Below are 26412 nucleotides of genomic sequence, written 5' to 3'. Positions count from 1 at the left end.
ATAAGGGCTTAAGCATTCTTTATAAACCTTTCTCTATATTTCTCTGTTTTTCTAGGATAGGTTATATTCGCTATTTTGGAGCATTGCTTCCTCTTTACTTTAGATTTAAAAATATGCCTTATTTTTCATCATGAAGGGGTGAAGGTTTCACCAGAATCCTATAATAACCTCAATGAGGAATTCGCGTCTTAGATTTAAACCAATGCTAAATCATTAACCTACAATAAATGCCTTACCATGGTGAAAAGTATCCTTTCTGAGACTGGATTAAAGACCAAATAATAATAATGATAACTATTAATAGTAACGCTATTCCAGCTGACGTAAATACATTTCCATTGAACTTAAACGTTTGTATAGTATTATTCAGAAGATTTACATTAGCGGGAATATTTATTCCAGTGGTATTAAAAACCAGGTTAGTGGATTAGCAGCTAAGTATAGCAGGTAGCCAACTAGTAGCAGAGATACAGCAACTGCTAATACCGCCCATACTGCTAATGAATCCTGTGTTCCAGTCATAAAATAGTGAACATTCAGGAGTATTTTAAGAACCTATCGTTTATTTTATCCAGTAAGCCTCTTTTGCAAAGCTGGGATAAACCATATGGTGGATGGTGTGATGTGGGTGTTTAGGTTGTGGAATATGGGGAATGGATCCAGGTGCACTGAGGGAGGGTTTACCTCCATATGAATCAGGAGGATTAATCACTACTCAGTTTCAATAAATCAACCCCTAAGAGGAGACTTGAGATTAAGGAGGCAAGCCCAAGATACTATGAGGGGTATAATTTTTATGGAATGATACTTAACATAACTTAATAAGGTGTGATAACCGGGTTTAAGAACTAGTCCGGTTTCTTTATTCCGCTCAGTCACCGGTACTTCCTCCAGCTATGGCTACTGGGCTAATTTTCTCGCTTATGTACTTTAACCTATTCCTCTCATACTCCTCAACCGGGATTGGTTTAAGCGTTGATAGTATTTGCGGTAGGGTCGTGTACTCCATCTCCTCCGGTGGTAGCCTGTGCGGCATTATTGGCCCCATTCTCCTAATGTAGTCTGTTATGAAGGCTGCTATTTGTCTGCTAAAGTCGAAGGCTGGGTCATCGAACATGTCCACGGGTCCCTCTAGGTAGCCTTCATGTAGTTGGAAGCCTAAGGCACCGACCTTGGGTGGTCCATCGAACCTAGTCATCTTAGGACCCATGGCTATCTTATTAGCTGGGTCAATGCTTACGAACTTACCTGGCATTAATGGGCCAGTGTGACTACCCCTCATCCAACCCTCCACCAGGTGGGGTAGGGCGAATGCTTCAAGGACCTCACCCACGGCTGGTAGGCCGTGTTGAGCCCTAACTATGGCCACTGGGTCATCCTTACCCACGTACCTACCGGCTATTAGGTTAAGCCTCTCAACGCTCACAACCGCTGCCTGGGTTAAGTCACTCCTCCTGTAAACCCTCCTAATAATGTATCTTCCAGGTGTGCCTATTAAGCCAAGTATAGTGTATATGTGCTCTGGGGCATCGAGTAGGTAAACCTTACCCTCGTAAACATCTATTATCTCGAACCTAAATCCACCATGCATCTGAGGATCAATAACTAAGCCAGCGGTGTTAAATGGGTCTGCAAATATCTTATACATGGGTAAGTTGTATGCACCCGGCTCAGTCTTATCCGCTGCGAAGATTATTAATGGTTCACTGGGCCTCTCCTCAAACTCCATTTCAGCAACCTGGGGTCCAAGCCCCCTCACGTTACCGCTGAAGCTATCCTTAAGTAAGTCCTGCCCAGCACCATATAGCTTAAACTTCTTGGCGTAATTCTCAGTAGCCTCCTTGAATACACTCCACGCTAATCCATGTATCTCAGGGTTATCAATACCCTTAGTGTGAGTCATTAGGAGGCTCATGTCGTCGCCAACATTAAACACGTAGTAATCAATTAGTAATCCACTCTTAACAGCCTCCCTAAGCCTACTACTGGCGTATTCAAGTATCTTTGGGTGAACCCAAGCATGACCAGGTATTCCCCCAATATCAGCCTTTATTACTGATACGGTGGTTTTAGGCGCCATAATAATATATTATAACACATCCTTATAAACTTTATGCCATAATATATAATATATAATTCGCTGTATAAATTAATGCATGTAAAAATGTATTAAATAATTTAACTGCCTAAATATCCATCATGATAAATGTATTAAAGAAGACACCGAACATAAACTAATGGCTCGGTCAGAAATTTGACATTTATTAAACAGCATTAGCATTACGCTTAACTTCAATATTAATCATAGTGATTTTCAAAAACATGTTTTTACATTTAACATAGTAATAATTGTGGAATTAGATTCATAATTAATGATGCCTCACGTAACCATTAAGTTATTCACCATTAATTAACGTATAGTATCTCTAAATTTAGAGTTGAATTAATTGAAAGATGCCTTAAGAAATGAGTATTAATTAGATTCATAGGGCTAGTGGGAAGCTTATAAGGGCTGTTGAGGAAGCTAAGGCGTTAACACAGTATTATGGTTTAAGTAACCAATATACTCTGGTCTTCCCCAGCCCCAGAGGGCTAGGGTTTCATGTAATGTAACTCCCAACCACTTCCCTGAGGCTCTGCGGGGGAAGGAACCTAGTAGGGTGAGGGGTTTAATACCCTGGGCACTAATGCTTAAAACTAACCGTGCATCCACGTATTATGCAGTGCACTGAATCCCCCTCAATACTGCCTGTTAATGATGGTTGGTTGTTTAGTATTGTGGATAGGCCTAATGCCTCAGGTAGGTTTCCTGCAGTTGTGATGCTTCACGGCTTCACCGGTAATCATATTGAGGCTAATAGGCTTTACGTTGATATTGCTAGGGCATTGTGTGGGGCAGGTTTTGTGGTTGTTAGGTTTGATTACAGGAATCATGGAGACTCCTCAGGGCTATTTGAGGATTTCGATATTGAAAACGCCGTAAACGACGCTGAGTACATGGTTAATTACACTCTTAAGCTTGGTTACGTTGACTCAAGTAGACTCGCCTTAATTGGTTTAAGCATGGGTGGTCATATTGCCTTAAGGATTTACTCAAGGATGCCTAATATTGTTAAGGCAGTAATCCTACTCTCACCGGGAATATCCTTCCGTGGAATAGGTAAATTACTGGAGCAGGCTAGGGGTGATTACGTGTATTTTGGGGCATTTAGGCTTAGGGTTAGTAATGTGACTAAGATGGCTAATTCCGATGCAATGAGTGTTGCGGATTTAATTAACGTACCAGTAATGATCATACATGCTAAGGATGATGAGGCGGTACCGTATCAACAATCCGTGGAATTCCACAACAGGGTTAAGTACAATGACAAGACACTAGTGCTACTGGATAAGGGGGGACACGTATTCTCTGATTACGAGATTAAGAGTAAGGTAATTGAGGCAATAGTAAACTGGCTGAGGGAGAAGTTGAGGGTTAGTTAATCCCCTCATTGATGCTTTGATTCCAGTAATGCATCTTAGGGAGAGTATTCAAGGCTTAACTTACTTAACGGAATTAGGCGAAAAAGTATTAAATAGTACTTGCTTCATTTAAACCGTGGAGGAAACCATTGAGAATACCATGGTGGATAAGGTTGCCACCTTAATAGCCGGGTCAATAGTTATGGCTGATTCACCGGGTAAGGAGCTTAAACGCTGGAGGGAGTACTTCAACATACCTCAAACTGAGTTGGCCATAAAGTTATCAACGACACCAAGTGTGATCAGTGACTATGAGTCAGGTAGGAGGAAGTCCCCTGGATCATACTTCATTAAGAAGTTTGTTAAAGCCTTAATAGATATTGAACTGGAGAAGGGTGGTTCAAGGCTTCAACTACTCATTAAGCAATTATCAATTGGTGATAAGTATACCTTAGCTGTGGTTGATATGAAGGATTACGTTAACCCAATAAGCCTCGAAACATTCCTAAAGGCGATAAACGCATCCCTAGTAGTGCCCCCAGCCACGAGAATGGATATTCACGGATACACCATGGTTGATAGCATTAAGCTACTGCTTGATGTCCCATCATACGAGTACCTTAAGCTATATGGTTCAACAACCCAGAGGGCTGCCATATTCATTAACACTAGGTACGGTAGGTCACCTTTAGTAGCCATAAAGGCGATGATGGCGTTCGTCGACTTTAAACCATCAATAGTTGTTCTACATGGCTTAGATAAACCGGATTACCTAGGTATTGAAGTGGCTAGGAGGGAGAAGATACCTTTAGCCATGAGTAACATGGATGTTGATGAAATGGTTAGGGTACTTAGATCACTTGGTTAACCCGCTACATTGAGATACCTACTAGTGGATTATTAATTCGAAATAACTTAGGGGGTTTTAAATCACAGTGAAACTAATCAACGTGGAGTACTCCTTAATTAAACCAACAGTGACCTTATTATCCACCTGGGGTAGTGAGGATGTTACGGCGGCTATGGCTGATGTAATATATAGGGGTTACTCCATTGATAAGGCTCTTGAAAGGGTTAAGGGTGATCAAGGTATTGTTAAGAGGAGGATCCTGAGCTTCCTTAGGGATGGGCATTCAAGCGTCTTCGAGTTCATGGGTGCTCAATGGCTTATTGAGGGTAGTAGGGCCTTAACCCATGAGCTTATTAGACATAGGTTAGCCTCATACTGGCAGGAGAGTCAGAGGTATGTTGATTACGCTAAGGGTCAGTTAAGATTCATTACACCACCAGGTGAATTAAGCGCAGTAAGTAGGTTAATTGAGTTCACGGCTAAGGAGTATGTTAACCTAAGGAGTAGTCAAGTACCTGAGGATGCAAGGTACATTCTACCCAATGCCATGGCTAGTAGGATTTGGGTTCAAATGAATGCTAGGGAATTCTTCCTAAACTTCATACCACTTAGAACAGGCCTAGGGGCATTTCATGAGATTAGGCTAGTAGCATGGTTAATGTTCACCACAGTCATTGATAAATTCCCAATAACAGCAAGGTGGATTTGGATAAACCTCACTAAACTCCACCCAGACTACTGCAGGGGTGTTGAGAAGCTTAGCGAGTATTACGGAACCAGTGACTGCAGGATTATTAGTATTAGGCAGGCCTTTGAGAAATGGGGATTAAGCATACCCATTAGCCTAGGGGAATTAATGAATGAGGAGCAGGGTAGGGTTAGTGCTTAAACCTCTTCGGCCTTAAATCCTTACTACCGCATCTTCTACACTTCTCAGCCCCAATGGGGTTCCTTGCACCACATCTCCTACATATCCAGTAACCGAACCTATGCTCAACAGCTATCCTAAGCTTCTCGGGGTCACTTATAGGCATAGAGCATCACTTATACCCGCCATTTTAAAACATTACGCTACCGAAACCCGCCCAAAATACCTGTTTACTTATCACCATTAAGGTAAATTTGAGAAATAGCCTTAAGTCAATAAACCACCGCCTCAGCTTAAATGCTTATAAATACATTCACTGAGACACATGTGCAGTGAATGTAATTAAATTAAAGGCGCTGGCTAAGGTTATTAATGAGGATGTTGTTAAAGAGGCTTTTATAGGTAAGATCATTACACTAGGTTATGTTGAACCATTACTTCCCCAGGAGGTGTTTAAGTATTATCCATTAAATGAATATGATTACAGGCTTGATTCAGGCATAATAGAGTACGTTGTGGCAAACATGGAGGAATTAATGAATAACCTGGAACCAGGGGTAAATATCAATAAGGTTTCCACGGAGCAATTCAACGAGTGCATGCAATTAACCAGTAGTGACTATGAGTTAATCACAGTGTGTAAGAGGAATGAGGAGTGGATAGTATACCACATGAATAAGAGAGCGTTAATGAAATACTTTATCCTAAACATATCACTCGAGGGTGGTGAATTAAACATAAAGGTGAAGAGTAATACTAAACCCTCCCATAATGCTAAATTAAAGGTTGCCTACATACTTGGCTGCGACGTACCTGTTGACTTCATTATTGACGTATACTCCAGTGTTTACGTTGAATACTTCAGTGAATATAAGTTTAAGCTACCTGAACCCATTGATGTCGTTAACGCGCTCATTAATAATATAGGTAAGTACAGGAATTTCCTTAAACTCTACACCACTGATTACTACATTTATGAGTTAACAATGACCGGCTACATCATTGAACTGGAGAATGAGGGGCAAAGGGTAAGGGTTAATGTTAACGGCGAGACCGTGTTAACCGGGAATCAGATAAAGGGTGGTAATCTATATGAAATAACAAACATTATGCTGGATAAGTTAAGTGAACTTAAGATAGGGCTTGACATGATTGAATTATACTCATGCAGCCTTGATGAATTACTTAGAAGGGCTATAAGCAGCTTAAGGGAATCAGTAAGGCTTTAACTTAACGGCATTACTTGGTTTATTTTACAGGGAAGTAGGAGTAATTAGTTTACCCGTATTTACTCACCAAACAGATTACTCATTAGAACGCTGGCTATTGGTTTTATTTGGTTGTATATGTTTGTTGTTAGTTTGCATTTTACTCCCCTTTGTATTAGCCATAGTAGTATTGGTAGGTTTGCTACTACTGGTGTTTTCTTTAAGTCCTCCACTCTCCTTGATCCTGTTAGGAACATTGTTGCCTTGAACTCCCACATTAACTTATTAATCAACTCCCTCACTGCCTCATAACCCTTTAATGCCGATACCAGCATTGGTCTTGACATTGTGAATGCATCTGCACCTAGGGCTATTGCCTTAGCACCATCTAAACCATTCCTAACACCACCAGAGGCTATTATTACGCCATCGTAGACGCTGCTCACTTCGCAAATGGATAATACAGTTGGTATACCCCAATCCCTAAACACGTCAGCCTCATTAACATCACCACCCCTAATTGCCTCAATCCTAATGAATGATGTGCCGCCGTGGCCGGCGACATCAATTGCATCGGGTGGAATACTGTTAAGCATTCTTGCAACCTCCATGGATACACCATTACCAACCTCCTTAATTATTAAAGGCCTATTAACAACCCTCCTAATGAGCTTCAACTTACTTAAAACACCACTGAACCATGGCTCACCCTCAGGTTGGAATAATTCCTGTGCTGGATTAAGGTGTATTGCCACTGCATCAGCGTTAATCATATCCACTGCCTCATTAACCCAATCCACCAAATCCCTATCACTAAGCCTAGAAACCTGGGGTGCACCTAGGTTGGCTATTTTTAGGGCGCTTGGTGCATTATCCTTAACAACCCTGAAGCTCCAAGCGGTCTCAGGCTTCATTAATGCTATCCTCTGTGAACCAACATACATGCCTATCCCAAACTCCTCAGCGGCCTTGGCTAAAACAGCATTAACCCTACCAGCAGTCTCAGTGCCACCGGTTAAGGCACCTATTATGAATGGGAAGCTAAGCCTCTTATTAAACAATTCAATGGTTGAGTCAACATCATTAAAATCCATCTCCGGTAAAGCATTGTGAATTAATTGAACACCATCAAACAATGAATCACCAACCTCAACATCACTACTTGAAGCAATCCTAATATGCTCATCCTTACGACCCCCAATCATCCAAAATAGGCTCAGTGACGCATATAAATAAAGCTTCCTCTAATTTCGCACCAGCAGTGACAAGACTCATTATTGGGATCATTGATTAGTTACTGGCGGATACCTACTAATCACCTCCTTTAACCTGTTAATAACAATGGGAACCTCATCCTGGCTTAACGTATGCATGTTAATGCATAAATTACCTTCACATTCACATGCGTATATTGGTGGATCCCCCTCCCTTAGTAACTTAATGTATAATTCCGTGTACCTTCTCGGTAACTTAATCTCAACCTTAGGTACTGTTACCGGCCTTATCCTCTCCCCAGGATGATTCAGCCTTTTCTCAATCCTAATACCCGGTAATACTGCGGTTAATTCACTTATTACTTCATCAGCCATCTTATTCATTACACTTAACCTCTCCTCATGATTAACCTTAACGTACTCCTCCAGTGCCGCGACTAGGGCTACAATATCCTCCTTACTAATCTTCATTACCCTACCTATGAATACCCTGGATTGCCCATTAACATTAATGTAACTGAATGGGCTCATTAACCTACACGCCTCAAGGAGCCTTAAATTATTAGCCAGAATCAAGCCTGTATCACCGGGTGCACCAATATCCTTACCGCCACTGAACACTACTAAGTCAGCCCCCATTTTAATGAACCTTGTTAAGTTAAGTAATGGTGGCAGTTCGGCAGCGGCATCAACTATAACTGGCGTGTTAAATTCATGGGCAATATCAATAACCTTACTTAAAGGCACCTCACCCTCCTGTGGCTCATACTGGAAGTGAAGTACTGCGGCTGTGTTTTTATTTAAGGCATTCTTAATATCGTTTTCATTAACACCACTTGGTGAACCCACAATCCTTACTCTACCCCCTGGAATATTAATGAGGTAAACGTATGGATTACCCACTGTGTGTGGATATTGGATAATAATCTCATTCCTTAACCCATCAGTGAAGGGTAACCTACTCATCTTATCCACATCACCCTCAGTAATAGCTGCTGCAACAGCCAGTACTAAGCCGGCTCCGGCACCGCTTGTTACTAATGCACCGGGTACATTTAGTAACTTGGCAATGTATTCCCCTGACTTAACTAGGAGTTCATTCATATCAATGAAGGAATCCGCAACCTCCCTCATTGCCTCTAAAACCCTTGAACTAACCCTATTACTACCAAGTACTGTGAGTGTACCACAGGCATTAATAACCTTACGTACACCTAACTTATCCAAAACACCCATGTTGGAATACTCTGAATAGGCTGTATTAATTTAAGCCTTAAGATTCCTCAACCTTAAATCATGCAGGGTTCACCTACCTATGGTTAACCTACTCATCTTCTCAACATCCTTAAGCAGAACGTAGAATAAGGCCACTGCAGTGGCGTATAGTAGTGATGTTATGTATAGTGGAAGATCCAGGTAACCGGAACCCATTAAGTAACCCCCTATTCCCGGACCCAGTGCACGCGGTATTGATGATAGGAGCATCCATATACCGAAAACCCTCCCCCTCTCCTCCCCCGGCACTAGGTCGTTGATTAATGATGTTAGTAGAGGATTAGCCATATTCATTAAGGTGTTCCTAACTATGAAGAGTACCAGTAATGAAGGGATGTTCAGTATGATTGGCATTAAAGCTAATATACCTGTAGCTAAACCCTCCAGTAATATTACTGAGGTAACCCTACTTCTCAGTATTCTTGAAATCATAGGTGCCGTTAATGTACCTAATGCTAACGTTGCATTTGATGCAGCGTACACTATGCTTAAGTTACTTATATTTATGTGGAACTTTAAGTAAAACCACAGGCTAAAGAGGGGAATTATTACCCCCGCCCCAAGTCCTATTAATGATTCGGGAATAAGCCTCTTAAGTAACCACGATGACTTCAACTCCCTTAACTCCCTTAAACTAACCCTGCTGATCTTAACCTCAGTTACATTAATGCCTATTCTCCTAATGGCTATAAGCATTATTGGTATTGATGAGTACACTGATAGTGATTCAATAATGAAGACTAAGTCATACCCCATTCTACCCATGTAGCTTGGTAACATAGTTATTGATGACCCAATAACACTGAATACTACGTTAAGTGAAGATGATAAGCTGAAGAATTCACTGGATATCCCCCTTCGTCTAGCATACTCACCGGAAATAGCAATGGATATAACGTTGCGGTTAAGCAAGGCAATGAGCGGGTAAACCATAGTTATCACTGGTGGTAAACCAGTAACCAACAGTAGTATCAATGAACCACTTGCTAATGAGAGAAACGTGAATAGGCTTAACTTATTAATGAAGTCGGATAAGTAGCCGGTGATTAATGATCCAAGGGCACTCATGAGGGATGAAGCACCAATAACAACACCTATTAAAGTCGGCTTCATACCTATGTTAAGCATGTATATTGATAATATGACTGAGTTAGCACCGAACATAATGCCGGTTATGGAACTGGCCACGGCAAGTAATACTCCCTCACGCCCAATAGCCTTAAATGACATTAAGGCTTCAATTACCTGAATTTAAAATAGTTTTTAATTAACGCCGTCTTCCCCCTGCACTGGGTTTCCTATGTGGCTTGGTCTGTGGGCCATTAGCCTTCTCGACTTCACTTGAATCAGCCCTACTAATGTGCTTACTTATTATTTCAAGGGCCTTATTGGGTTCAGTGACACCGTGAAGCTTACCGGCTAATTCATCCTCACCAATGTACCTAAGCCACTGCACAATATGCCCCTCCCTCAAGTGGTACTCAAGGGCCTCCTCATTACTGCCTAATAGGCGTTTAAATTCATTGGCTAACTCTGAGGCATTATGAGCCACACCTATTACCTTGTCGAAGGATTTAAAGTAGAATGGTTCTTTACCTGGGTTTACTGCATGTTTACTACTCATACTGGTGATGGCTAAGGTGCTAGTATTTAAACGTTGTGCATTAGATATTTTTCAAATGACCTTAACTAGAAGGCTTAACACCATGATTGATTCACATGTATACGGAAAAGTATAAAACTCTACAGTTAATCCGTCTACTATGGCTAGGTTCGCGATACATAATAAGGAGGATAACGTGGGGGTAGCCATAGATGATATAAGTGCCGGGGAGGAGGCTCACGGCGTATACATTGAGGATAAGTCCAATGGACCTATAGTTAAGGCTATTGAGGATATTCCACTTGGCCATAAGATTGCTTTAAGGGATATTAAGGCTGGGGAGAAGGTTATTAAGTATGGTAGGGTAATTGGGGTTGCTGTGAAGGATATTAAGGCTGGGGAACATGTTCATACACATAATCTAAAATCATTAAGGTGGGGTAACTTAAGTAAAAGGTGAGTGATGTGGCTGGCAAATACCCAACCATTAAGGCGTACATTAGGCCTGATGGAAGCGTAGGGGTAAGGAACCACGTAGCCATAATACCCATTGATGACTTATCAAACACAGCCGCCTTAGGTGTGGCTAAGTTAATTAGGGGTACTGTGGCTATACCGCACCCATACGGTAGATTACAGTTCGGTAGGGACTTGAATCTACTATTCCATGTATTATCCGGCACTGGGGCTAATCCCAATGTATACGGCGCCATAGTTATTGGTATTGAGGATAATTGGGCTAATAAGGTTGCTGATGTGATAGCTAAGACGGGTAAGCCGGTTTACGTATTCAGTATTGAGGGTAATGGTGATTTAAAAACCATTGAGGCAGCGGCTAGGAAGGCTAAGGAGCTTGTTCAGGATGCTGGTGAGCAGCAGAGAACTGAGGTTGATTTAACAGGCATAGTGTTCAGTATAAAGTGCGGTGAATCAGACACCACATCAGGCTTAGCATCAAACCCAGCATTAGGGCATACTGTGGATAAGTTGGTGGATTTAGGGAATACGGTAATGTTTGGTGAAACCTCAGAGCTAACGGGGGCTGAGGATATTGTAGCCAGTCGCATAAAGGATCCTGAGTTAAGGAGTAAATTCATGAGGATTTACAACGAGTACGTTGAGGTAATTGAAAGGGAAGGCGTTGACCTACTTGGTTCACAGCCAACTGAAGGCAATATTAAAGGCGGTTTATCAACAATAGAGGAGAAGGCACTAGGCAACATTCAGAAATTAGGCACTAGGCCAATTACGTGTGTTGCCGATTACCTGGACCCAGTACCAAGGAACGGGGGCTTATGCTTCGTTAACACTTCATCAGCAGCCGCGGAGGCTGTGACGTTATTCGCCGCTAAGGGCTCTGTGCTTCACTTCTTCACCACAGGTCAAGGTAACGTGGTGGGTCATCCAATAATACCTGTTATCAAGATTTCAGCCAACCCAAAGACCGTTAAGGCAATGGGTGAGCACATTGACGTTGATGTATCAGACCTACTGGAGCTTAAGGTTAGCCTACAGGAGGCTGGGGATAGGATCTTCAACTACGCGTTAAGGGTAATGAATGGTAGATTAACCGCAGCTGAGGCGCTTCAGCATGATGAATTCTCACCCATTAAACTATACGTGAGTGCGTGAGTAATAATGCCTAAGTTAAACACCATTAAGTTAATACCAGTCTCAATACCGTACATTGATGATCCACCCACAGTATTTCAGGAGGCTTGGGGTCGTCAACTATACGTGAAGGTTGAATTAGGGGACTTAATAGGCTGGGGTGAGGTGCTTGTTTACGGTAGTAATATCATTGACTCATACATTGGGGTGTTTAATGATGTAATAATCCCAGCGGTCACTGGTGAGGTTATTGAGAATGTGGGTGACGTGCATAGGCTGGTTAATAAGCTTGAGAAGCTCCTATTCACGGCAGGGTTATGTGGTGTTGTATCAGGCGCCATGGGTGGCCTTGAGATGGCGCTCTGGGATGCTTTAGGTAAGTACCTTAATAAGCCTATTAGTGAATTACTGGGTGTTAGGATTAGGGATAAGGTACCGGTTTACGCCAGTTTCCCCAGGTACTCAACGGTGGATTATGTTGTTAAGGCTGTTGATAAGGCGTTAAGTAATGGATTCAACACCGTTAAGCTTCATCAACACGTTAACGATACCGTTGACTCAATTAAGGCCATTAGGGAAAACATGGGTTATGGTGTTAAGGTTGCCTTAGACTTAAACGCCGCCTTCAATAAACCTGAGGAGGCATTGAATTTCCTGAATAAGGTGCATAGGTATGAGCCTTATTGGGTTGAGGAACCAATATGGCCTCCGAATAATTATGAATTACTCACCCATGTTGCCGATAAGTCACCGGTACCCATAGCTGCTGGGGAGAATGAGTACTACATAGGTGGTTTCAAGGAGTTGGCGCGCATTAAGTTAATGTATATTCAACCAGATGTATCCAAGGTGGGGGGTTTAATTAGGTTTATGGATATTATTAAGGAAGCATCAACGTTAGGTAAACCAGTGGCCCCTCACCATAGACCCCATAAGTCAATACTCACCCACTTATATACACTCCACGTCGCCTCAGTGGTAAGTAATATAGCTATTGTTGAGTGGCCATTGTCCTGGATTAAGGATATATATAATGTGGATGTTGAGGTTAAGGATGGTGAAGTAAGCCTATCAAGGCTCATGAACAGTGGAGTCGGGGTTAATGTGAATGAGGAGGCTTTGGGTAAATACCCGTATGTTAGCAAGTATTCGCCATTGGTTTTTCACTAATAGAGTTCACTGATGCTGATTCAATGCTTAAAAGTTCACCCTCCTCCAGCTTTAACAATGATTGATGCGGTTTACGAGTATTTGCTTGGCCTAGCCCTAGGCTTATCGTTGGCTGTACCACCAGGCCCTATGAATGCGTTAATAGCCGCTGAGGCCCTTAAGACTCCTCTTCACGGTACTGCAGTTGGGGCTGGTGCAATGTCTGCTGACGCAACGTTAATGATAATAACCTACTTCCTGTACAGGCTTGTGAAACCCTACGTATCTTACGTGTACTTCATTGGTGGTGGGGTAATGATTTACCTAGCCGTATTAATGCTGAGGCCCTCCCGCATTACTGCTAGTGCTCATGGTTTAGGTGGTGTACTTAGGAATTACACCAAGGGGTACGTGATGGGTGTTACAAATCCTTATCAAATAGGGTGGTGGTTGTCAGCTGGGTTAACGTTAATATCAATAATGGGTGTGTTCAGTATTGCGGGCTTATTCACAGGTATTTTAGCCTGGATAATCACCTACCCATTAGCCGTATACACTGGGAAGAGGTACCTTGGGGGTAGGTATGAGATCATTGTGAAGACGGTTTCAGGGGCTGCAATAATGGGTTTCGCCCTCTACTTCATGTACATTGGTTTAACCCTACTTCTTAGGGGTGTATTGCCTTAGAATCCTCTCAGCCTCATCCCTATACGGTATCATCCACTCAATACCCAATTGCCTCAAGTAATCATGGGATGGTAAACCAGTCTCAGGATCCCAACCCCTCAGTTTATAGAATTCCTTAACAGCCTCCTCAATCTCCTCACGCTTAAACTTCGGCCCCTCCTCATCAACAATCATCTTCCTTGGTACTTGACTCCACGCATCAACGTAACCCAGTAGCACATGCCATATCCTAGCTATTGTATCTATCCTAGTGCTCACCTTTAATACGTATTCATTGTTAACATTCCTACCAGTTGCCAAATTATACAACTTAACCATGTCATCCACCGAGTACGGGTTAAACACGCAGAGCCCCATGGCATCCATTGCAACCTTCCTATCCCTATCATTAATCATGGATTCCACAGTATTCTTAAGTGGAGTATCTGGATCATGCATCTGAGGCCAACCCCTTAAGTGGCTTCCACCAACATCTGCTGTTAAGTATGATATCACGAGGCCCCTTAATGGCCCATTAGGGTACCAGGCAGGTAAGGCAATCTTCTTAAAGTGGACAGCGTACTCAGCCCCCTTACCCAGTATCTCAGCTGCATCTGCAACACCCTGAGCCAGCACCTTACCTAAATCCCTCTGGTAGGCTATGTCCTCAATCATCTTAATCAACGCCTCACCATTACCGAACTTCAACTCAATACCACCAGTGTCCTGCTTAGTTAATAGGCCCTTCTCGTAAAGCTCCATGGCCCATCCAATAACATTACCAACACCTATTGCGTCTAAGCCAAGGTCATTGACAAGCCTATTAGCCTTAAGGAAGTACCTCTCATCAAACACCCCTGTGGCTGAACCCACTAGACCCAGTGTCTCGTACTCAGGCTTAACGTGATCCTCCTCTCCAGGTATCTTAAACCACCTTGAGCACTTAACCGGGCATAATGCGCCAATTATCTTAATGGGCTTCTGCGGGAAGTTAACTTCAAGGCCAAGTTCCTTAAAGTGAGCCCCACTGAGTTTACGGGCTAAATCCTCCTCAAGCCTCGGTCTACCGTAATTGAAGGCCGGTGATGTGCCTATTGAACCACTGTACATTAGGCCATTGGTTGTCCCAAACTCCCTTGACTCAGAGGTGTCAGATGAGGTTTGGAACCTCCTGTATATGTCTAGGGCTGCATTTAGGAACCCGTTAGGATCAGCAACCTTAATGTTCGGTACACCGTGGACTGCAATGGCCTTAAGCCTCTTACTACCGAAGACAGCACCAAGACCACCCCTGCCACCAGCCCTCTCACCCTCAACCATTATGTTAGATATCTTAACCAAGTTCTCCCCAGCTGGCCCAATAACCATTACTGAGGCAGCCCTATTAGTCTCCTCCCTAACAGCCCTAGCGGCCTCCCTAGTGGTCATTCCCCAGATCCTTGAAGCATCCCTAATCTCCACCTTACCCTTATTAACCCACAGGTAAACCGGCTCCTTGGAGGCACCCTCTATTACTAATGCATCAAAGCCAGCCCCCCTAAGCATGTATGAGAACCACTCCCCAACGCTGGTGTCGTGAATTAAGCCGCTTAATGGGCTTACAGCACCCACTATGGTTTTAGCCGATGCCGGAGCTAATCCAGCTAACGCACCGGCCGCTACAACAATCTTATTATCACTTGATAACGGGTCAGTGCCGGGTTTAACCTCCCTGGAGAGTATACCGTAGACGAAGCCCTTGCCTCCTATGAAAGTGTTTATTAACCATTCGGGTGTTTCCTCAATTGAAACCTTACCAGTGCTTAAATTAATCCTCGCAATCTTATTCGTATAACCCAGCATAAGGGCTCATTTAAGGATTCGTGTTAATAAATGTTTCTTGCTTGTTAAGCCTAATTTTAAGGTTTATTTCCCTATGCGGCCTATGATGCAAGGTTTAAATAAGCCTAATCCATGTAGGGGTGTGTTTAGGGTAATAACAGTAGAGGATTACATTAGGGTTCCCCCCTCGGTGTTTAATGAACCTATTGATAAGATTGCCTACGAGCAGTTGAGAAGTAACTATGAGGGTAAGGTTGATAGGGAGTTAGGGGTCTTTATAGCGGTATTCGATGTGAAGGTTGATAAGAGGGGTGTCATAGTTTACGGTGATGGTGCAACATACCATAAGGTTTCCTTTAAGGCACTTGTCTTCGTCCCACTGATTAATGAGATTGTTGAGGGGGATGTGGTTGATGTTAAGGAGTATGGCGCCCACGTCAGAATAGGTGCCTTAACAGCCTTCATACATAGGTCCCAGGTAATGGATGAGAACGTTGTACTCTTCGATAGGCAGAGCGGCGTCTTCATGGGGGAGAAGAATAGGCAGAAGAAGGTTGGTAGAGGGGATGTGGTTAGGGCTAGGATAGTTGGGGTTAGTTACGTGTCGACGGCTAATGGAATTAGGTTAAACGTATCAATGACTATGAGGCAACCCTTCTTGGGTAAAATTGAGTGGATTGAGGAGGCCACTAAGGCCAAGAAGAAGCCTCAGAGTAAGCCGGGGCAGTGATTTCCCGGTAAATGGAGCGGCAATTACTACGTAACGGCTTAATTATTATGCGTTAGCATCACAGCCTTAAGTATAGCCAACCATCAGCCATCTTCCTCACAATTTCCCCCACCCCAGCATTAACAATGGCGACACCGTTAATTAAATCCCCCTCATTAATATTATTCAACCTCATGGCATTCCTACAGGCAACAATAAGAACACCCATTTTAATAAGCTCATCAACATCACCCTCATACTCACTACCCTTGACTAATGCCCTAACTGCCATTTGATTGAAAACAACCTCAAGCTGCACGTTACCTAAATCCTCAAGCAGGTTCCTGCAGGACACCAACGCCGCCTTAACCTTATCCAAATCCGATACCTGTGCAACAACCCTATAATTCATGGGTGCTATGGGGTTAAATGCCTATTAAATCCCTTATTTCACATGATGTTAATAACATGGATTAAATTCCTAGACTTACTTACCTAGGTAATTTAACATTTAACTAATGTAAAGACTACACACTGAAGGTGGCCTTATATTAATTAGTATGAAACTCCACGTCCATATACCTTAAAAGGCTGAATCCTGGTTACTGCATTGGTGATTAAATGGAAATTTACGTAGGCACCTCAGGTTGGTTATATGATTGGAATAAGGGGCGTTCACTGGATTGGTACGTTAAGTATAGTGGGTTGAATGCAGTTGAGTTGAATTCATCATTCTATAGGTTACCTAAACCCACTATGGTTAATTCATGGGCTAGTAAGGCTTCAGCATTAAGATGGTCTATTAAGGCTTATAGGTACATTAGCCATGTGGCTAAGCTTAGCGGTAATGCCCCTGAATGGTGGCGTAAGATGATTGAGTTATTTAAGCCGCTTAACAATAGCATCGACTTCTACTTAATTCAACTACCTCCATCATTCAAGTACAGTAGCGATAACTTAAGTAGACTTCACGACTTCATAAGTGAAATAGGAGGTGGTGAGAGAATTGCGGTTGAGTTTAGGGAGCGCGGTTGGTTTAATGATAGCGTGGTTAATTCAATTAATGAACTTGAAGTCACAATGGTATCCATAGACTCCCCTGAAATTAAGTGGATAGGATCAAGTAATGGTGTTGTTTACTTGAGGATGCATGGGAGGAGTAATTGGTACTTCCACAATTACAGTGAGGGTGAATTAATTGAGGTGGCTAAGGTTATTAAATCCCTTAATCCAATTAAGGTTTACGTATTCTTTAATAATGACCACTGGATGCTGGAGAACGCTAAGGCAATGTTAAGCATTTTAAGAAACCTTTAATCTTAGTTAAACACCAGGTCATTGCCGTAAGGCACTGCTTAAGTTATGGTTAGGCATAAGCTAGTACCCACTATTAAGCGGTATCAATGTTGCTGCAGCTGCCTTATATTCACTTATCTTACCGTTAATAATGTAATTCACCTCAAGCGGCGCTATGAGTGGTTTATTAACCCTATCTAAGTCATCTAAGGCTATTCTCGGACAAGCCTCAATAACAACTGCGTCAGCATCAATATTATTTATAGCCTCAGCTGAGACCTCATCAACGTAGAGTATGAAGGCATCCCTCCCACTCTGCTGTAACCTACGTTTAACGCTTAAGGCATGATTAATGTTGCCTTGACCAGGCTTACTGGTTAATAATATGGCTATCCTCCTCGCATCAATAGCCCTTAACAGTGAATTAACCTTTAAACCAATGTACCTCCTGTAAACCGACTCCACATCCTCAACCACAACCCTATGTGGATCAGCCACCATTACCCTTGAACCTGGGTTAATTAACTTAGCTGTTAACGCATAGAAGTAACCCCCTGAAACCACCACAATCCTATTAGCCCTAATGGGCATGAAGCATCCTGTGAACGGCCCCACCGCGGCTCCACGTATCCCCCTAGCCACTGACTCCGCGTAAAGCTTGTATAGGATTGGGTAAAGGACTAGTGAACCCTCATACCCCTGTAGGCCCTTGACTAAAGCCTCAACGACACCATCATTAGGCATGTAGTAGGCTGGTAGGATATATGCCTTAAACCCCTTACCAGTGATAACTGCCTTTTCACCGTTCTTCTCAATCACATAGCCATTAATCCTCATTAATGATTCAATATTCGGGGGTAACGCATGACCAATGTGTATAATGTCGAAGCCAGGCGGTGGAGTGGTTATGTCACATGCCCCCCAGGCATTCCTACCGCTTACTACTGCTTCCTTAACACCATACTTCTCAATAATTATTTTCGATAACTTCACTGCAATATTATTAAGACCTATTGGCGCCTCAATCATCACTCTATCATTAATAATCCCCCTTAACTCATCAATACCCTCCACCAACACATTCTCCACTATCATCGCTTTCCATTAGACTTTAGGTTAATAAACCCTACATGGGTTGCTTAACTGAAATGCGCAGTGAACCAAGGTACAGTTACTATGACTTGATTGAGAGGATTACTGAAACCCTAGCCTTAGCAGTATTGGTAACGGCAGTTGGGATAACGTTTAATGAGAGCATGATTATGATAATAGCAACCACCTTAACCATGCTTCCAGTACTCCTATTCCCCTTCGCTAAGAATTACGCAACAATAAGCGCACTGTACCTGGCCCTGGCCTTAATCACATACAGTAACCTTAATTCACTGGGGTTCATAAGTGAACTGGTAGTAATGGTGGGGGTTTCAATAGCTGTTTCATTAACTGTAATTCAATTACCAGCCTGGTCACGTTACCTCCTAGTTGGAGTCTACTACGTACTTGTGGTTGCTTCATCAGCCGCTACATACTCCTTAATATACATGATATTCAGCTTCCTACTGCTAATGTACATTACGATAAGAGCCTACAATGGTCCTCTTCAATCAACCTACAGGTACCCATCCTGGGTAATGTATATTCTCTCAATACTCCCACTTATACTAATTCTACTTAGTCAAAGATTAAAACCCAGTTTATTTCAAGCTTCACTAAGCATTTTAGCGAGCTTCGTGTTAACGATACCAATGGTTAAGTCAAGTAGGCTTAAGCGGGCTTTAGCTATTGCATTATCATCAACCTCACTAATCTTTATCCCCCAAGCATCACTCCTACTAATACCGGCACTGGCAACATTCAGGAAAGTGAGATACCATAGGGGTGTGCCGCCGCCTGAAACATGGGTTGATGCATGGATTGGTGGCCGTTACTACGTTGAGAAGGTTATTGACACTGGGGGATTCAGCTACGTGTTACTGGGTCGTTACGGTAATGAGAAGTACGCCATTAAGGTTCTCAGATACACCAGCCCTAGTAACACTCCCTTAGCCAGTGACTTGAAGGTTGTTCAATCCTTTAAGAGAGAGATGACCAGTTACCTACTAGTTAACAGTGATAGGGTGGTTAAGGTTTATGAAATACACATAAATGAGGATAAATTACCCTACAGGAACCTGGAGTCTTACCTGGAGGATCCACCATACATAGTTATGGATTACATGGAGTATGGGTCATTGAGACGTTACCTTAGGGAGAAGGGAAAACTAAGTGTAGGTGAGGCTGTTAGAATTGCGTATGAGGTGGCTATTGCCTTAAAGGAATTACACAGCATGGGTATGCTTCACCTTGATCTTAAGCCTGAGAACGTCCTATTCAAGGATAAGAATAGGAGGGTAGTTAAGCTCGGTGACTTAGGGGCTTCAAGGGTTTACGCAGGGCAGAGTGTTGAAATATCTCAATTCTCCCTAGCATACTCAGCCCCTGAGGTTCTCATGAATAAGGCAGCCACGGATAGGGCTGACGTATACTCCCTGGGTTTAATAATGTATGAGATGCTCATGGGTTTTAACCCACAGCAATACATCTTAAGAGGCATTACACCACCCATGGATCCACACATACCCCCACTACTCACCGACATTATACTGAGAAGCCTAAGCATGAATCCTCAAATGCGTCCAAGCATTGATGAGGTTATTACTGTACTAAGCATCTTAACAACCCCTCTACAATCCTAACCAATTTAACTTAAGCGTGTGACAAAGGACGGTGAGCTTCACCTTTTTAAGGCGGGGTAGGGTTTAATGCTTTATTGGGATTGGTGGGGTTATCCTGTGTAGGGGATTCATTCTCATGGTGGGGTTTATGATGGTTTACTCAAGTGTTCCCACATGAGGGACCACTCCACATACCCCCGAGTCCCATGGAGGGATAGGGGTAATTGGGCTGAAGACCTAGCCCGTGGTCTACCGCTGGACGAGCAGAGCAGGGTGAAGGGAAGCCCCCACCGGCAGTGAAGCAGTGAGAATGAAGACGGTAAACCACAAGCCAATAAGCCGTCCAAAGAAAACCCAACCCTCCAGGGCGAGTGGTCAGGCATGGTTACTTAGTACACGTATTCAATCATGAGGCATATTACTTAATTACTAGTTACAGTGCCTTGGATCTTATCCCTGAATCAGATTTATCCTTATTATAGTGTATATGCCTAGCCTTATCACTATTCCATCCTTTAATTCAACCTTATTAACGCGTTCAAAAACACCATTATTATACACGTATGTACCATTCTTACTGTTTAAGTCAACTAGAACTATTGAACCACTGGAGTCCCTGGATATTACTGCATGCCTCCTTGAAACCGTTATATCAGGTATAACCACTATGTTGTCCGGTGCCCTTCCTATGGTTATTGAATCGAAGTACACTACGTCAAGATCCACAGCTGTGTTCTTAAGTGAGTCAGTGGTTGATTCTATGAAGGTTATTCTAATCCTTTTCACCGGCTTCTGCTCAACACGGCTGGTTGTTTCTGCTCCTAGATCCTTAACGTTAAGGGTGGCATTACCCTTATTATTATGCATCGCGGCATCTAATCCAGTGGGCATTTATATGCTTTTAGCCCAGTGTACACTCTTAAGTATTATTAAATTAAGCTTAGCTTAGGCGGGTTAACTTAACCTTAACATTGTTAATCCATATGATGTAGGATTCACCCACACCTATCTCCACTGAATCAATGCTCCTAAGCTTACCCTTATCCTCAATCATGAGACCCTTACCGGTAACAGTTACCTTACCCTTATTGTTAATTATTGTAATGAATAAGTCAGCCGCCTTAACAGGTAGGATTACATCACTATCCCTACCACTCCCCACTGTAACCCTATTCCTCACCAGTATGACCTTATTAAACTCAAGCTGAGGATCAATTAAACTAATACTAATGCTTGGTATCTTTTGGCATATTGAGGCATCAACCAGGGTTGTCATGTATACTCCGAAGCCTAATACAATACCCATTAATACAGCTGCAGCCATAGCATAGGGTGACTGGTAGGTTAAGGCTGAGTATATTGAAATATACAGTAACGCCGTAACACCGCCTACTAGGCTGTTGGCGTTTCTACAGGTTATAATCCTCTCCCTAACATAGACCCTGGTGAGTAGAACCATTGCTGATGAAACCAATAGGAGGAATAGTAGAATTGATAATGAAGTACCCACACCTATTGGTACTCTGAACATGTATCTGGCTAGGATGTCGTAGAGCATCACCATGAGTACTAGAAGCACTATGGCTAGTATGTTATGGAATATCAGTGTCTCCACCTCAGTTATTGGCTTCACCTTAACCATTATTAACACCCATGTAATCTGTAATACGATTAAGCCTACTGGGCATGTATTTTACTATTTCCTTGCTTTTAAGTAAATTAACTAATGTTGAGTAAACTTCATCACCCTTACTAATTGGGCCCTTCTCAAAAGCCCTCCTAACAGTCTCCCTAATATGCCAATTACCAACCGTTGCGAAGTACTCTGGAAGAACCTCCCTAAATATTATTACTTCAGCTGATTTACCAATCCTACTAAGGTACTCTAATGCAGATAACCTAGCTGCGTAAAAGCCACCATCCATGTCATTAACCCTACCCCTATAATCCTCATCAACAACGTGAACAGCAGCCTCATTACCTAGGACAAGGGCTGAGGACGGGTACCATAATTCAATCCACCTAGCCCTATATGCACCAGGCCTAAGCACTATAATGAATCTATTACCCAGGTATTCGCCGTAGAAGAGTAGATCCTCGCTTAACTCAGGCATTGACTTGATTCTACTCCTCAATCTATTACCTATGATTGAATCCACAGCAGTAATGGCCCACCTAGTGGGTACTAGTCTTCGATTCCTCCTCCTACCCAGCATACCCACTGATAATGCCCTTATTAATGAGTAAACACTAATCCCTGCCCTGTAGGCCTCCCAAACAGCATCATTGGCCTCAGCATCATCGTTGATTAACTTCTCAATGGGCTTAGGTACCTTGGGATTATCATTAATCCTAATACTCAACGCCCTAACTGAGGGGGGAGTGGGGGCTAGTAGTTCATTAATGCTGACTCCAGTTAACTTACCCTTAAGTAAAGCCTCCATATCCACAGGCCGCTCTGATACTGATGCTGGTGCTAATTCATTATCATAGAGTTTATCAACGTTATTAACCTTAACAGTGGTTGATGCAGCAACCATGGATGACCTAAGCCTAATAATATCGAATAAACTTAACCTACCCCACCATTCACTTGGGTTATCGTAACTTGAGGCTGCATCACCATGCACGTTAGGCGGTATACCAATCATAACCCTTACTAATGGGTAACCATGCTCACCAACCACCACTGATGGGGGTGAGGACCCATTAACATTACCATTAATGTACTTTTCAATTCGACTTAACGTAATCCTCCTCTCCAGGAGCGGGCACTTGGGTAATCCACATAGGTTCCTGTATCCCTTACACGCCAAGCATAATTCAGGCCTTATCCTAATCCCAGTCACTGCGACCTGAACTATAGTAGTTGAGGGTATTTAAAACGTTTCAAGTAGGAATCCTAGTTACCTTAATCGTGAATGAGAATTCCCTAGTCTCATTGGGTTTAATAACTATGAGGCCCATTCCATTATGGTACGCGTCAGGTGCACCACTCATTGGTTCAACCGCAACTGCATTGGGGATACCAGTGTAGACTTGGAGGTACTTCATGTTAACCCTAGTCATTACTATTCCTGAATACGATGATGTTAATTCAATTGGGTCATCAACAATGAAGCAGTCATCCCAATCACCCCTACTTAATTCACGCCTAATCAACCTACCTGTGGGTATTTTATCCACTGCCTCGCATTGATATGATTCGCCACCAGTCCTAATATTCCAGTCACTGGATACTAGGAAGTAGGGGTGGGCGCCAACTGTGAGTGGTGCTTCTGAGGGCCCAATATTACTTATGGTGAAGCTAACCTTTAATGCATCACCACTGAGTTCATATTTAACCAAGATATCTAGTATTGTCGGGTACCCACTATGCCTAAGCACGTAGTTAAGCAGCACTGAGTTGACTGTTGACTCCTTCACTATGAAGTCCTTATCAAGGACTAGGCCGTGAATTGCATTATCCTCCCTAGGTGGCCACCACTTAATAGGCAACGTGTACTTAACGCCATTAAACACGTACTCAGCCCCCTTTACTCTATTGGCGTATGGTATTAATATAGCCATACCTCCCCTGGTTGGTGCATCAAGATTACCCTTCAGGATAATATCCCTTCCCCCAATACTCCATGAGTATAGGTAAGCCCCCCTTTCATAAATAATGGCCTCGGAGTTACCTTCCCTAAGCCTAATCATAACCTCTAGACTAAGCCGTGCAGTTAAAAATATGCTGTCGTTAAATTAATGATACGCTTGCTTTTAACCCCACTTAAGTATTCCTGACCCCAATAATTATGTAGGAGTTACCTTGCTCAATATTATTCTCCACGGACTCCCCTAGTATTTTCAAGAACCTTAGAAGCATCATATAGCAAACGTAGTCATCAGTCTTTATCACGAACCTTGACCCAATAGGCACCTTAACCAATTCCCTCGCCACCACGTTTAACGGTGTTGGGCAGCTCATACCACTAACATTTATCTCATACTGGGTACTCATAATGGAGACTACTTAAGCTTCTTTTTAGATGTGAAATACCTAGGCATAAAATGCATAATGATCATTCCTTTAAATTCAATACAGGAAATGCGGTATTGATGAAGGTAAGTAAAGAAGAGAGAATGAGCAGATTCCTGAAGCATGTTAGTAAGTACGCCTCCATAGGGGTTAACTTAACTTCACTTGCATTGGGATGCTCCGTTAAGGTTGACCTCTATAACGTGCTCTACCCAGCTTTATCCATTGTGAAGAGGGAACTGGGTGAATTACATATTAAAATAGCTCCACGCGAGGATGTGGCAGTCCTCAGGGGTAGTGAATTAGATTTAATGAGGGTTATAACTAGTGTTGATTCACCGAAGCTACCCATTAACACTATTAGTGACTTTAACCCTGATGCGTTAATACTACTCGTTGAGTCTTTTCAAGGCAACGCCAGCGATCCTGATTCATTCGCTAACATTATGATAAGGTTATTTAAGGAGCTGGCTAAGGTTAATAAGGAGTTAGTTATAGGTAAGGGTCATAGTATAGTGAGTACTCAACCCAACGCCAGTATTCATGTCCTGGATTTCATTAAGGTTAAGAATAAGGATGATGCCTATACCCTAGTTAACAATGATACTATACAAGTCATAGATCCAATGGATGAAATAGCGTCCCGTAGACAGGTCTCAGTTGCATTAAATAATGCCCTCAATGACTTATTCTCAAAGGGTGCCTTTAAGGACCTTGAATTCTACCCAGTGTATGATGCACCAGGTGAGTATAAGCATGGATTGTTTAATGAGGTTAAGGCTTACGTCAATGAGCTAGGTGGGAGGCTGCATGATGTTGAGCAGCCTAATCTAGGTTACTTACTAATAGGCTCCACGGTGGCCAGTAGGCTTGATAGGGAGCCACCGATGTTCTATAATGAGGTTAAGGAGGGTTTTAAGATTATTGTAACTAGGCCCTTCGGTGAATTAAGCATAATAGGGACTTACGTTGCTCTTCACGTTGATGAGGAGTTATACGATAAGTTTGAGAGGGAGGTCATGACTGTTGATGAGCTTGAGGAGATTAAGGAGTATGCCTTGAATCAAATGGCTAAACCGAACATTGATGTTGCTAAGGTAATTTACAATCACTTACCTGAACTTGGGCGGAGATTCAATGATGATGAACACGTTGCCGCAACAATAGATATTAGTGGCCCAGGGATATTTGTCTTTAAGGAGCTCGCCGAGACGGCTAATGTTAAGATTAGGTTAAGTAACATACCTTTAATAAGCCCTGAGGTTGCTGAATTCGCTGCATCAAACTACATTATTTCAGACGCCACCGCTGGCACAAATGGTGCAGTGGCACTAGTGGTCTCCAGTGGACTGGTTGATGATGTATTAGATGAATTAGGGAAGATACCTGGCTTAAAGCCAATGGTGATAGGTGAAGTCGTGGGTAGGGGTGAAGGCACCCTAATAGTTCCCGACTACGTGACTAGGTATATTAAGGATAAGGTTATGCTTACTAAACTAACCATAGCCTCCAATATTCTTCAAGGCGTCTCTAGACAGGCAGCATTGAGGCTTGCGAGGGCTGAGATAATGGTTACGGGGAAGGTTCAGGGGGTTGGGTTTAGGCCATTAGTGAGGAGGAATGCTAAATCCCTTGGATTAACAGGGTTTGCTAGGAATAATGAGGATGGTTCAGTCCTCATAATTGTTGAGGGGGAGGAGGGTAATATTAAGGCGTTCATAGAGTCGCTGAGGAATATTAATATTGCGGAAGTGAGGGAATTAAACATTAAGTGGAGTAGTTATAAGGGTGAATTCCAAGACTTCACCATCGAGTGACCTACACCTCAAGGGTTAATTGAATAACGTTAAGAAGGTAACTAAGCCTATTCATAATTAGCATCACGCATAAGCTTTACTTATAAGGCTATTCACATGATGATGCAGAACCTAACGTAAGGTTAATT

General features: G+C 42.7%; 26 protein-coding genes. 12 read left to right on the top strand and 14 right to left on the bottom strand.

Going from position 1 to position 26412, the window contains the following annotated elements; genetic code table 11:
- Positions 1-871 precede the first annotated feature (871 nt).
- Positions 872-2080, bottom strand: a complete 1209-nt coding sequence (gene fbp, locus CMAQ_RS05885; RefSeq protein ID WP_012186197.1) for a fructose-1,6-bisphosphate aldolase/phosphatase — start codon at positions 2078-2080, stop codon at positions 872-874.
- Between the two features lie 638 nt (positions 2081-2718).
- Here fbp and CMAQ_RS05880 point away from each other — a divergent pair.
- The 3 genes from CMAQ_RS05880 (at position 2719) to thyX (ending at position 5201) form a co-directional block, all read left to right on the top strand.
- On the top strand, positions 2719-3483 hold the full coding sequence (locus CMAQ_RS05880; RefSeq protein ID WP_012186196.1) for an alpha/beta hydrolase family protein: 765 nt from the start codon (positions 2719-2721) through the stop codon (positions 3481-3483).
- A gap of 115 nt (positions 3484-3598) precedes the next feature.
- Positions 3599-4330, top strand: coding sequence for a transcriptional regulator (locus CMAQ_RS05875; RefSeq protein ID WP_012186195.1), 732 nt, complete (start codon positions 3599-3601; stop codon positions 4328-4330).
- An 82-nt stretch (positions 4331-4412) separates the two neighbouring features.
- The gene (gene thyX, locus CMAQ_RS05870) at positions 4413-5201 is read left to right on the top strand and encodes an FAD-dependent thymidylate synthase (RefSeq protein ID WP_232203734.1); all 789 of its coding nucleotides are present in this window, start codon (positions 4413-4415) and stop codon (positions 5199-5201) included.
- Here thyX and CMAQ_RS05865 read toward each other — a convergent pair.
- Positions 5191-5346, bottom strand: coding sequence for a 50S ribosomal protein L40e (locus CMAQ_RS05865; RefSeq protein WP_012186193.1), 156 nt, complete (start codon positions 5344-5346; stop codon positions 5191-5193). The two genes, thyX and CMAQ_RS05865, sit on opposite strands and share 11 nt — an antisense overlap.
- 166 nt (positions 5347-5512) lie before the next feature.
- Here CMAQ_RS05865 and CMAQ_RS05860 point away from each other — a divergent pair, with 166 nt between their 5' ends.
- Positions 5513-6409 carry a hypothetical protein gene (locus CMAQ_RS05860; protein ID WP_012186192.1) on the top strand — a complete coding sequence of 299 codons (897 nt, stop codon included), beginning with the start codon at positions 5513-5515 and terminating at the stop codon, positions 6407-6409.
- Between the two features lie 59 nt (positions 6410-6468).
- Here CMAQ_RS05860 and fni read toward each other — a convergent pair whose 3' ends face one another.
- From fni to CMAQ_RS05840, 4 genes are all read right to left on the bottom strand, one after another.
- Positions 6469-7593 carry a type 2 isopentenyl-diphosphate Delta-isomerase gene (gene fni, locus CMAQ_RS05855; protein WP_012186191.1) on the bottom strand — a complete coding sequence of 375 codons (1125 nt, stop codon included), beginning with the start codon at positions 7591-7593 and terminating at the stop codon, positions 6469-6471.
- 78 nt (positions 7594-7671) lie between these two features.
- Positions 7672-8838: an aminotransferase class V-fold PLP-dependent enzyme gene (locus CMAQ_RS05850; protein WP_012186190.1), complete on the bottom strand. Its 1167-nt coding sequence runs from the start codon at positions 8836-8838 to the stop codon at positions 7672-7674.
- Between the two features lie 69 nt (positions 8839-8907).
- Positions 8908-10107 (bottom strand): MFS transporter, encoded by a 1200-nt coding sequence (locus tag CMAQ_RS05845; RefSeq protein WP_012186189.1) that lies wholly within the window; start codon positions 10105-10107, stop codon positions 8908-8910.
- A gap of 37 nt (positions 10108-10144) precedes the next feature.
- Positions 10145-10501: a hypothetical protein gene (locus tag CMAQ_RS05840; protein ID WP_012186188.1), complete on the bottom strand. Its 357-nt coding sequence runs from the start codon at positions 10499-10501 to the stop codon at positions 10145-10147.
- A gap of 139 nt (positions 10502-10640) precedes the next feature.
- Between CMAQ_RS05840 and CMAQ_RS05835 the strand changes: the two genes are divergently transcribed.
- Genes CMAQ_RS05835 through CMAQ_RS05820 form a run of 4 tightly spaced genes read left to right on the top strand, consistent with a single transcriptional unit; the run spans position 10641 to position 13927 of the window.
- Positions 10641-10940: a UxaA family hydrolase gene (locus CMAQ_RS05835; RefSeq protein ID WP_012186187.1), complete on the top strand. Its 300-nt coding sequence runs from the start codon at positions 10641-10643 to the stop codon at positions 10938-10940.
- Positions 10937-12112 carry a UxaA family hydrolase gene (locus CMAQ_RS05830; RefSeq protein ID WP_012186186.1) on the top strand — a complete coding sequence of 392 codons (1176 nt, stop codon included), beginning with the start codon at positions 10937-10939 and terminating at the stop codon, positions 12110-12112. Before CMAQ_RS05835 ends, CMAQ_RS05830 begins: the two co-directional genes overlap by 4 nt.
- Positions 12113-12118: 6 nt before the next feature.
- A complete protein-coding gene (locus CMAQ_RS05825; protein ID WP_012186185.1) occupies positions 12119-13261 on the top strand; it encodes a mandelate racemase/muconate lactonizing enzyme family protein in 1143 nt (380 codons plus the stop codon).
- Between the two features lie 57 nt (positions 13262-13318).
- Complete coding sequence (locus tag CMAQ_RS05820; protein WP_048062705.1) at positions 13319-13927, top strand: LysE family transporter; 609 nt, start codon at positions 13319-13321, stop codon at positions 13925-13927.
- Here the strand turns inward: CMAQ_RS05820 and CMAQ_RS05815 are convergent.
- Positions 13901-15748 (bottom strand): aldehyde ferredoxin oxidoreductase family protein, encoded by a 1848-nt coding sequence (locus tag CMAQ_RS05815; protein ID WP_012186183.1) that lies wholly within the window; start codon positions 15746-15748, stop codon positions 13901-13903. The two genes, CMAQ_RS05820 and CMAQ_RS05815, sit on opposite strands and share 27 nt — an antisense overlap.
- 82 nt (positions 15749-15830) lie before the next feature.
- Between CMAQ_RS05815 and CMAQ_RS05810 the strand changes: the two genes are divergently transcribed.
- A complete protein-coding gene (locus tag CMAQ_RS05810; RefSeq protein WP_232203733.1) occupies positions 15831-16457 on the top strand; it encodes a DNA-directed RNA polymerase in 627 nt (208 codons plus the stop codon).
- A gap of 58 nt (positions 16458-16515) precedes the next feature.
- On the opposite strand, the gene CMAQ_RS05805 is transcribed toward CMAQ_RS05810, so the two are convergent.
- Positions 16516-16848, bottom strand: a complete 333-nt coding sequence (locus tag CMAQ_RS05805; RefSeq protein WP_012186181.1) for a DsrE family protein — start codon at positions 16846-16848, stop codon at positions 16516-16518.
- A 209-nt stretch (positions 16849-17057) separates the two neighbouring features.
- On the opposite strand from CMAQ_RS05805, the gene CMAQ_RS05800 reads away from it, so the two are divergent.
- A complete protein-coding gene (locus CMAQ_RS05800; protein WP_012186180.1) occupies positions 17058-17753 on the top strand; it encodes a DUF72 domain-containing protein in 696 nt (231 codons plus the stop codon).
- Positions 17754-17813: 60 nt separating this feature from the next.
- Here the strand turns inward: CMAQ_RS05800 and CMAQ_RS05795 are convergent, their stop codons facing one another.
- Positions 17814-18827, bottom strand: a complete 1014-nt coding sequence (locus CMAQ_RS05795; RefSeq protein WP_012186179.1) for a 2-(3-amino-3-carboxypropyl)histidine synthase subunit 1/2 — start codon at positions 18825-18827, stop codon at positions 17814-17816.
- Positions 18828-18880: 53 nt separating this feature from the next.
- On the opposite strand from CMAQ_RS05795, the gene CMAQ_RS10410 reads away from it, so the two are divergent.
- The gene (locus CMAQ_RS10410; RefSeq protein ID WP_012186178.1) at positions 18881-20467 is read left to right on the top strand and encodes a serine/threonine-protein kinase; all 1587 of its coding nucleotides are present in this window, start codon (positions 18881-18883) and stop codon (positions 20465-20467) included.
- 429 nt (positions 20468-20896) lie between these two features.
- Here the strand turns inward: CMAQ_RS10410 and CMAQ_RS05785 are convergent, their stop codons facing one another.
- The 5 genes from CMAQ_RS05785 to CMAQ_RS05765 all read right to left on the bottom strand — a co-directional run bounded on the left by CMAQ_RS05785 (position 20897) and on the right by CMAQ_RS05765 (position 24449).
- A complete protein-coding gene (locus CMAQ_RS05785) occupies positions 20897-21313 on the bottom strand; it encodes an FHA domain-containing protein (protein ID WP_048062981.1) in 417 nt (138 codons plus the stop codon).
- A gap of 73 nt (positions 21314-21386) precedes the next feature.
- On the bottom strand, positions 21387-22088 hold the full coding sequence (locus tag CMAQ_RS05780; RefSeq protein WP_012186176.1) for a hypothetical protein: 702 nt from the start codon (positions 22086-22088) through the stop codon (positions 21387-21389).
- A complete protein-coding gene (locus CMAQ_RS05775; protein ID WP_012186175.1) occupies positions 22081-23295 on the bottom strand; it encodes an Nre family DNA repair protein in 1215 nt (404 codons plus the stop codon). The genes CMAQ_RS05780 and CMAQ_RS05775 overlap by 8 nt, the downstream gene beginning before the upstream one ends.
- 40 nt (positions 23296-23335) lie before the next feature.
- Complete coding sequence (locus CMAQ_RS05770) at positions 23336-24142, bottom strand: aldose 1-epimerase (protein ID WP_048062979.1); 807 nt, start codon at positions 24140-24142, stop codon at positions 23336-23338.
- Between the two features lie 76 nt (positions 24143-24218).
- A complete protein-coding gene (locus tag CMAQ_RS05765) occupies positions 24219-24449 on the bottom strand; it encodes a sulfurtransferase TusA family protein (protein ID WP_012186173.1) in 231 nt (76 codons plus the stop codon).
- A gap of 98 nt (positions 24450-24547) precedes the next feature.
- Between CMAQ_RS05765 and CMAQ_RS05760 the strand changes: the two genes are divergently transcribed.
- On the top strand, positions 24548-26284 hold the full coding sequence (locus CMAQ_RS05760; protein ID WP_012186172.1) for a SelD-related putative sulfur metabolism protein: 1737 nt from the start codon (positions 24548-24550) through the stop codon (positions 26282-26284).
- Positions 26285-26412: the final 128 nt, after the last annotated feature.

The organism is Caldivirga maquilingensis IC-167, from assembly GCF_000018305.1.
In the GTDB taxonomy this organism is placed as follows: domain Archaea; phylum Thermoproteota; class Thermoprotei; order Thermoproteales; family Thermocladiaceae; genus Caldivirga; species Caldivirga maquilingensis.
Note: the sequence above shows the minus strand (reverse complement) of the source record. Positions and strands in the feature narration are given on the sequence as shown.